Here is an 8,645-nt window from a genome sequence, read left to right as displayed (position 1 = left end):
ATCAGCGACGTGAAGTCGTGAGACCAGTAAAGAATGAAGTCGTGTGGCGCGTTCTGCGCGGTGGCTTCTAGAACCGTCTGCCAGTCGACGCCCCTCTCGACGAGAGAGTCGAACCGAGCGCTCTGGAATTTCGGCACCGCTTGCTCATAGCGATCCCTGAACCCGTCGAACGAGTCGTTGATACGAACCGTCAACCGGTCAACCTGATGCGAGGTCGTCTCAACGGATCCGTCAACTAATTGAGTCATAACATCTCTCGTTTCTTGTTGTTGGTGAAAGTCATGCGGCCGTTATGCCCAATTCGGCCAGCCTGTCGTGGTTTTCCTCAAACCATGCCCGTTCCTGGCCCGGCGCAGGCATGAACAATCCGGCTTCCAGCACGTTTGTCGGATCGATCTCGGTCACCGAGATCCATAGGTCGGCTTCCGGCTGGCCCGAGTTCCGTGTCCAGATCTGCGAGAGCTCACGCAGCATTGCCCGTCGCGTTTCGAGGTCACGTCCGTGGCGGTTGATGGCGAGGATCAGGGATTGCGTCGCCGGTTTGCCGGCAGAAAAGCAGTCGCCTTCGGGCAGCTCGTGGAACAGAACCTTGACCCATGACGGCGGCGCTCCGGTCACGTTGCAGTACAAGCTGGTCATCTCGTCGGCGATCTTGGCCTTTGCGGACGCGGTCAGCAGTCCTTTCGGGCTGTAGCACTGGTAGATGGGCATCTTGAGCTCCTAACTATGTCGGCCGTCATACTTATTAACATCTGCGACGCTACAACTAGACCCATGTCCTGTCAAGAACTATGTATGATGGACGACATGGTAAAAGGGACCAATAGCAAGGAGCGCATGGTCGCCGCGGCGCGGCGGCTGTTTCGCGAACACGGCTATCTCGGCACGGCGTTGTCGGACGTGATCACCGAGAGCGCCGCCCCGCGCGGGTCGATCTACTTCCACTTCCCCGGCGGCAAGGAGGAACTCGCCACCGAGGTCACCCTCTTGCACGCCGCCGACCGCATCGCAAACATCAACCGTGCGGCGGCGGCCGCCACCACCCCGGCGCAACTGATCGAGGTCTTCATGGGCCGAGAACGCGACGACCTAGTGGCCAGCGGCTACCGCGAGGGATGCGCGGTGGCTCCCATCGTCATCGAGTCGACGCCCGCTTCCGATCAGCTCAGCGACGCAACCCGACGCGCCTTCCAGGATCTGATCACGACGCTGGCCGCGCGCTTCTCCGAAAAGGGCATCTCACCAGAGAGGGCCGTAGAGCTGGCCACCAATGTGTGGACCAGCACGGAAGGTGCGCTCATTGTCAGCCGCGCGCTGCGCAGCCCCGCGCCATTCGACGCGGCCATTGGACTGTTGACTGCAGCCGCGGCCCAGGTAGACAGCGACCGCTAACCGATTAGAACGTGCAGGGCATGCTGCAGATGCCGTGAATGAAGTTGCCGGCCACGTATACGGGTTCGCCCGCCTGGATGTCCGGCAGCTGACGCAAGAGCTCGCCGAAGATCGCCCGCAGCTGCGCCCTGGCCAAGTTCGCACCCAGGCAGAAGTGCACGCCGCCACCGCCGAAGCCGACGTGAGGATTGGGGTTGCGGCTCAGGTCGAGTCGCTCAGGATGCTCGAACACGTCGGTGTCGTAGTTGCCCGAGGAGTAGAACATCACGACCTTCTCGCCGGCGCGGATGGGTTGGCCGCCGATCTCGACATCCTTGGCGGCCGTGCGACGGAACGTCATCACCGGGCTGGCCCACCGGATGAATTCCTCGACCGCTCCACCGATGCGATTGTCGAAATCGTCCAGCAGCCAGGCACGCTGGTCGGGATAGTCGGTGAGCGCCTTCAGCGCGTGACTGGTGGTCTGGCGGGTGGTGTCATTGCCGGCCACGGTAAGCAACACGAAGAACGCGGCGACGTCCGCGTCGGCCAACCTGTCGCCGTCTACCTCGGCAGTCACCAGGCTGGTGAACAGATCGTCGCCGGGCTGCTCGCGGCGCTCTGCAGCGAGCATCCCGGCCACCTGATGCACATAAGTCTGCGCCTCGAACAACACCTCGAGCGGATGGCGACCTTTGAGGTACTCGGGGTCGCCCGACGAGACCATGGCGTCGGCCGCGTGCGCGAGCTGTTGGCGCTCCGACTCGGGGATGCCCACCATGTCCGACAGCGTGCGAATGGGCAGCTCCTTGGCGCAGAGATCGACGAAATCGGCGCCGCTGCCGGCGTCTTTGAGTTCCTCCACGATGGTCTTCGCGTTCTTCTTGATCGAATCTTCGATGCGCCGGACCTGCCGCGGGGTGAACGCGGCGCTGACGAGTTTGCGCAGGAACGTGTGCCGCGGCGGGTCCATGGCCAGGAAGGATTGCGACGCTTCGAGGAGCTCCACCGGGAAGTTCTCGAACATGACGCCCTTGCCCGACAGGAATGACTCGTTGTCGCGGCTGATTGCGACGATGTCGTCGCGGCGGGTCACCGCCCAGTAGCCGGGGTCATCGGGGTCAGGCAGCATCGCGTCTTCCACCGGCGGATGCCAGCTCACTGGGCGTTCGGCCCGAAGCTGGGCGAACGACTCTTCCCGCTCCTGCGCGCTGGTCGACCAGAAGGCGCGGGATGACAGGTCGATGGGGTCGTAGGCGCGGGGGGCGGCGGCCGTCGCGGTCATGCGGAATCCTCCATCGGCTATGAAGCCGGTCACAGGTTCAAGACACCGACGACTCTAGGACTAGACAGAGTGTCTAGTCAAGGTGTCATACTGCTGGCATGCCGTCAGTCACCCGTAAGCCGCAAACCAAGCGGCAGGAGCGACGTGAGCAGATCGAGCGCCGGCTACTCGACGCCACCGAGCGCCTGATGCGCGACGGCGCGAGCTTCACCGAACTCAGCGTGGACCGGCTGTCCACCGAAGCCGCGATGTCGCGGGCCAGTTTCTACATCTACTTCGAGGACAAGGGCCACCTGCTGCGCCGGTTGGCCGGCCAGGTGTTCGCCGATCTCGCCGAAAGCGCCGAACGCTGGTGGAGTGTGGCCTGGCGACACGATCCCGATGACGTGCGCGCCGGGATGGCCGCCATCATCGCCAGCTACCGGCGACATCAACCGGTGCTGGTGGCGCTGAACGAGATGGCTGCCTACGACTCGTTGGTCGGTGCGACTTACCGCAATCTGCTGACCGCTATCACCGGGCGATTGGCCCGTGTCATCGAAGACGGCCAGGCCGATGGCTCAATCCGCCGCGAGCTGCCGGCACCGACTACGGCAAGTGCGCTCACCTGGATGGTCGAGCGAACCTGTCAACAGAACCTGCCGAGTAACCCGGCCACATACGACACGGAACTCGCCAGTACGCTGACCGAAATCGTCTGGGGTGCTTTGTATCTGAAGCCTATAGCAACTTAGACGGCCACCAGGTCATCGGCATGGACTGCGGGACGACGCAGCTCGGCGGGCAGCTCCGAGGTCGACCGGCCGATCATGGTGGCCAGCTCGGCGGCGTCGTAGGCGACGACCCCGCGAGCCACCAGGGCCTCGTCCGGCCCGGTCAAGTCCACGACGTCACCGCCGTGAAAACGCCCGGACAGCGCGGTGATTCCCGCCGGCAACAGTGAACGGCGTTGACCCAGAACGGCACTCACCGCACCCTCGTCGAGGGTGAGCGCACCGGCGGATTCGGCGGCGTATCGCACCCAGAACCGGCGCGCCGACATGCGGTTGGGCCGCGCGGCGAACACCGTGCCCACCGAAGCATCCGCCAGTGCCGCTTCGGCATTGGCGGCGGCGGCCAGCAGCACGGGCACGCCGGCGTCGGCGGCCAGCAGCGCCGCCGACACCTTGGACGCCATCCCGCCGGTGCCCAGGTGGCTGCTCTGCCCCGCGATCACGCCTTTCAGATCAGCCGGCCCGGAAACCTCTGGGATGAAATGTGTTTCGTCGGACTTGCGTGGATCCGAGTCATAGAGGCCGTCGATATCGCTGAGCAGCACCAGCGCGTCGGCGCCGACCAGGTGCGCCACCAGGGCCGAGAGCCGGTCGTTGTCGCCGAACCGGATCTCGTTGGTGGCCACGGTGTCGTTCTCGTTGACGATCGCCACCGCGTGCAAAGCACGCAACCGGTCCAGCGTGCGCTGGGCGTTGGTGTGCTGCACCCGCATCGAGATGTCATGCGCGGTCAGCAAGACCTGACCGACGCTGCGCTGGTAGCGGGAGAATGCGCTACTCCACGCGTTGACCAGTGCCACCTGTCCGACACTTGCCGCGGCCTGCTTGGTGGCCAAGTCGGTGGGACGTTTGGTCAGCCCCAGTGGCTCGATGCCGGCGGCAATGGCCCCCGAGGACACGATGATGACGTCTGAGCCCGCTCTCATGCGTGCCTCGATCGCGTCGACCAGTCCGGCGAGCCGGCCGGCGTCGAACATGCCGGTCGAAGTCGTCAGCGCGGTGGTGCCGACCTTGACGACGACGCTGCGTGCTGTCCGAACAACCTCCCGTGCAACGCTATTCATCAGAATCGCCGTGTTCGCCGTGTTCGCGGCGTTGCCGTCGAGCCGCTTTGCGCTCGTCGGCGCCGATTCGGTCGGTATTTTCCAGGCGCGCGTCGGTACCTCGCCTCGTCATAACGGTGTCGATACCGGAGGGCGTCTGGGGCTCCCAGTCGAACGTCACGTCGCCGATGGTGACCCCGCAGCCCGGCCGTGCGCCCAGCCGGACCAGTTCTTCTTCGACACCCAGCCGGGCCAACCGGTCGCCGAGATAGCCGACCGCTTCGTCGTTGTCGAAGCTGGTCTGGGCGACCCAGCGTTCAGGCCGCCGGCCACGGACCACGAATCCGCCGTGCCCGTCCGATGCCACCGTGAACCCGGACTCGTCGACGGGCACCGGGCGGATCACCGGCCGTCGCGGCACCAGCACCGGTTGCGCGGCCTGGTATTCGGCGACCATGTCAGCGAGCCCGAATATCAACGGCTGCAGTCCTTCTCGGGCAACCGTCGAAACCACAAACACCGGCCAGCCGCGCTCGGCGATCTCGTCGTGGACGAACTCGGCCATCTCACGGGCTTCCGGCACATCGATCTTGTTGAGCACCACCGCGCGCGGGCGCTCAACGAGGTCGACCAGGATCGAATCCCCTTGCAGCGTCGGTGTGTAGGCGGCCAGTTCGGCTTCCAGCGCGTCGATGTCGGAGATCGGGTCGCGGCCCGGTTCCGCAGTGGCACAGTCGACGACGTGCACCAGCACGGCACACCGCTCGATGTGGCGCAGGAAGTCCAAACCGAGGCCACGGCCTTGTGACGCGCCCGGGATCAGACCCGGTACGTCGGCGACGGTGAACGTCCGCTCCCCGGCCGACACCACTCCGAGGTTGGGGGCCAGCGTGGTGAACGGGTAGTCGGCGATCTTCGGCTTGGCCGCCGAGATCGCGGACACCAGTGAGGATTTGCCCGCCGACGGAAATCCGATCAAGCCGGTATCGGCGACGGTTTTGAGTTCGAGGGTGAGGTCGCGGGCTTCGCCCTTCTCGCCGAGCAGGGCGAACCCGGGCGCCTTGCGGGCCCGCGATGCGAGCGCGGCATTACCCAGCCCACCACGACCACCGGCCGCGGCTTCGAATCGAGTGCCCGCGCCGACCAGGTCGGCGAGCATGCGGCCGTCCTCGTCGAGCACCACAGTGCCGTCGGGAACCTTGATTTCCAGATCGGGACCTGCGGCACCGGCGCGGTTACCGCCCATACCCTGCTTGCCCGACGCGGCGTCGACATGCGGATGGAAGTGAAAATCGAGCAGGGTGTGCACCTGCGGGTCGACGACCAGCACGATGCTGCCGCCGCGGCCGCCGTTACCGCCGTCGGGTCCACCGAGGGGCTTGAATTTCTCGCGATGAACCGAGGCGCAACCATTTCCGCCGGAGCCTGCCCGCGTATGGATGACGACTCGGTCGACAAACCGGGGAGGCATCGGAATTCCTCTTACTCGTCGAGGGTGAAGCTAGCGTGCCTCACGCTCGCGGCGCTCAGTCGGTCGACAGCGCGGCCGAGACGATGTTGACCGTCTTGCGTCCGCGCTTGACACCGAACTCGACGGCACCGGCCGCCTTCGCGAACAACGTGTCATCGCCACCACGGCCCACGTTCACTCCGGGGTGGAAGTGCGTGCCGCGCTGGCGGACCAGGATCTAGCCGGCCTTGACGATCTGACCGCCGAACCGCTTGACGCCCAGTCGCTGAGAGTTTGAGTCGCGGCCGTTACGTGAGCTGGAAGCGCCCTTCTTGTGTGCCATGTCTTGTCGCCTCCGCTACTTGATGCCGGTGACCTTCAGGACCGTCAGCTGCTGACGGTGACCCTGACGTTTGTGGTAGCCGGTCTTGTTCTTGAACTTGTGGATACGGATCTTGGGGCCTTTGGTGTGCTCGAGCACCTCGCCAGTCACCGCGACCTTGGCCAGCGCGGAGGCGTCGGAGGTGACGGTGGCGCCGTCCACCACCAGCGCGACCGGCAGCGATACCTTGGCGCCGGGCTCGGAGTCGAGCTTTTCAACCTTGACCACGTCGCCGACGGCAACTTTGTACTGCTTGCCGCCGGTTTTGACGATTGCGTAGGTCGCCATGGTCACGTCTACCTCATCTTCTGGTTCTGCTGGTTCGTGCGGGCGTCGCGCAGCCAAAGGGTGCGCGGGCTGGTCTGGGAGTGTCGGCCAAAACCGGTCAGCGGGCCTGTCGACAACTGGTCCAGGGTACGTGACCAGCGGCTACAGGGTCAAACCGGCTAGTCATTCCTCGTGGGCCGGCGGACCGGCCGGTCGTGCCGCGGCCCGGCGTCGACGGGGTCGCTCAAAAGGCTCGGTGACGGCGGTGACGTGGGGGTCGGGTGTCTCATCAGAGTCCTCGTCGTCGTCTTCGTCGTCCTCGTCGTCGTCGTCCTCATCGTCGTCTTCGTCGCTGTCGTCTTCATCGACCTCGTCGAGGTCGTCGTCTTCATCGAGGTCTTCATCGTCGTCGAGATCGACCTGGTCGGTGTCGTCCTCGTCAGTATCGTCTTCGTCGTCGTCAGCGTCGTCGTCGCTGTCGTCAAAATCGTCGTCCTCGAGGTCTTCTTCCGCCGCCTCCTGCGCGACCTGCTTCTGCAGCTGCACGTCGGGCTCGGCGTCCTCCCGGCCCTGATCACCGACCGCTTCATCCTCATGATCGGTGTGCACAGACTCGTCGGTGTCGTCGTCATGGCGACCGTTTGCCGCGGCCATGGCCTTGAACATCGGGTGCTCGGCCGAGTGAGCGGGCACCTTGGCGACCGCCGGTTCTTCGGCCTTGCCCTTCTTGGACCGCCGGCCGCGCCGTCCGCCGCCCGACTCCGATTTGCGGCCAATCGTCGGTGCGGAGTCGACGGGATCGGCGTGCAGGGTGATCCCGCGACCGCCGCAGTGCGGACAGGTCGTGGAGAACGCCTCGATCAGCCCGGTTCCGAGCCGCTTGCGGGTCAGCTGCACCAACCCCAGCGAGGTCACCTCGGACACCTGGTGGCGGGTTCGGTCGCGGGCCAACGCCTCGGTCAGCCGGCGCAACACCAGGTCACGGTTGGATTCCAGCACCATGTCGATGAAGTCGATGACGACGATGCCGCCGATGTCGCGCAGCCGCAGCTGTCGCACGATCTCCTCGGCAGCCTCCAGGTTGTTCTTGGTGACGGTTTGTTCGAGGTTGCCACCGGACCCGGTGAACTTGCCGGTGTTGACGTCGACGACGGTCATCGCCTCGGTTCGGTCGATCACCAGCGTGCCTCCGGAGGGCAGCCAGACCTTGCGGTCCATCGCCTTGGCCAGTTGCTCGTCGATGCGGTACACCGCGAAGATGTCGGGGCCTGCCACTCCCTCGGCGGATTCCGCGGGCTCATACTTGTTCAGCTTCGAAACAAGCTCGGGCGCAACCGAACTCACGTATTCGTTGATGGTGGTCCAGGCGTCCTCGCCAGAGACGATCAGCTGACCGAAGTCTTCGTTGAACAGGTCGCGAATGACCTTGACCAGGACGTCAGGCTCCTCGTAGAGCGCGACCGCGGCGCCGGCCGCCTTCCCCTTGGTCTCCTGCGCGCGCTCGGCGATCTGCGTCCAGCGCTCCTGCAGCCGGTTCACGTCGGCGCGGATGTCGTCCTCTTTGACACCCTCGGACGCGGTCCGGATGATCACCCCGGCGTCCGACGGGACGACCTCGCGCAAGATCTCTTTCAGCCGCTGGCGTTCGGTGTCGGGAAGTTTGCGGCTGATACCGGTCGACGATGCGCCCGGCACGTACACCAGGTAGCGACCCGCCAGGGACACCTGCGTGGTCAGCCGGGCGCCCTTGTGGCCGACGGGGTCCTTGCTGACCTGAACAACGACGTAGTCGCCGGGTTTGAGTGCCTGCTCGATCTTCCGGTTGGACCCGCCCAGGCCGGCGGCCTCCCAGTTCACCTCGCCGGCGTAGAGCACGCCGTTTCGGCCGCGGCCGATGTCGACGAACGCCGCTTCCATCGACGGCAGCACGTTCTGCACGATGCCCAGGTAGATGTTGCCCACCAGCGACGCCGAGGCCGCGCTGGTGACGAAGTGCTCCACCACGATGCCGTCCTCGAGCACGGCGATCTGGGTGTAGCGGCTGCCGGGATGCGGTGGTTCGGTGCGGACCTTG

The 8,645-nt window shown here is 65.3% G+C and carries 8 protein-coding genes and 2 pseudogenes; 2 read left to right on the top strand and 8 right to left on the bottom strand.

The genetic code is table 11. The features are described 5' to 3' along the window. Window positions 1–248 (bottom strand): annotated as a pseudogene (locus VGH54_RS12740) (hypothetical protein); the annotation flags it as partial. 31 nt (window positions 249–279) lie between these two features. Then, window positions 280–711: a tautomerase family protein gene (locus VGH54_RS12735; protein WP_331512364.1), complete on the bottom strand. Its 432-nt coding sequence runs from the start codon at window positions 709–711 to the stop codon at window positions 280–282. Between the two features lie 126 nt (window positions 712–837). Between VGH54_RS12735 and VGH54_RS12730 the strand changes: the two genes are divergently transcribed. Next, window positions 838–1,392 (top strand): helix-turn-helix domain-containing protein, encoded by a 555-nt coding sequence (locus tag VGH54_RS12730; RefSeq protein WP_331512363.1) that lies wholly within the window; start codon window positions 838–840, stop codon window positions 1,390–1,392. Between the two features lie 4 nt (window positions 1,393–1,396). Here the strand turns inward: VGH54_RS12730 and VGH54_RS12725 are convergent, their stop codons facing one another. Beyond that, the gene (locus VGH54_RS12725) at window positions 1,397–2,656 is read right to left on the bottom strand and encodes a cytochrome P450 (protein WP_331512362.1); all 1,260 of its coding nucleotides are present in this window, start codon (window positions 2,654–2,656) and stop codon (window positions 1,397–1,399) included. A 98-nt stretch (window positions 2,657–2,754) separates the two neighbouring features. Between VGH54_RS12725 and VGH54_RS12720 the strand changes: the two genes are divergently transcribed. Continuing rightward, the gene (locus VGH54_RS12720; protein WP_331512360.1) at window positions 2,755–3,390 is read left to right on the top strand and encodes a TetR/AcrR family transcriptional regulator; all 636 of its coding nucleotides are present in this window, start codon (window positions 2,755–2,757) and stop codon (window positions 3,388–3,390) included. On the opposite strand, the gene proB is transcribed toward VGH54_RS12720, so the two are convergent. The 5 genes and pseudogenes from proB to VGH54_RS12695 all read right to left on the bottom strand — a co-directional run. Continuing rightward, window positions 3,387–4,493, bottom strand: a complete 1,107-nt coding sequence (gene proB, locus VGH54_RS12715) for a glutamate 5-kinase (protein WP_331512358.1) — start codon at window positions 4,491–4,493, stop codon at window positions 3,387–3,389. The two genes, VGH54_RS12720 and proB, sit on opposite strands and share 4 nt — an antisense overlap. Next, window positions 4,486–5,943, bottom strand: coding sequence for a GTPase ObgE (gene obgE / locus VGH54_RS12710; RefSeq protein WP_331512356.1), 1,458 nt, complete (start codon window positions 5,941–5,943; stop codon window positions 4,486–4,488). The genes proB and obgE overlap by 8 nt, the downstream gene beginning before the upstream one ends. Window positions 5,944–5,998: 55 nt before the next feature. Beyond that, window positions 5,999–6,265 (bottom strand): annotated as a pseudogene (gene rpmA, locus VGH54_RS12705) (50S ribosomal protein L27). 15 nt (window positions 6,266–6,280) lie between these two features. After that, window positions 6,281–6,592 (bottom strand): 50S ribosomal protein L21, encoded by a 312-nt coding sequence (gene rplU, locus VGH54_RS12700; RefSeq protein ID WP_331512355.1) that lies wholly within the window; start codon window positions 6,590–6,592, stop codon window positions 6,281–6,283. Between the two features lie 162 nt (window positions 6,593–6,754). Beyond that, a partial coding sequence (locus VGH54_RS12695) for an Rne/Rng family ribonuclease (protein ID WP_331512353.1) occupies window positions 6,755–8,645 on the bottom strand: 1,891 nt, incomplete at its 5' end.

The sequence above is a fragment of the Mycobacterium sp. genome (assembly GCF_036488105.1).
Classification (GTDB): Bacteria; Actinomycetota; Actinomycetes; order Mycobacteriales; family Mycobacteriaceae; genus Mycobacterium.
Note: the sequence above shows the minus strand (reverse complement) of the source record. Positions and strands in the feature narration are given on the sequence as shown.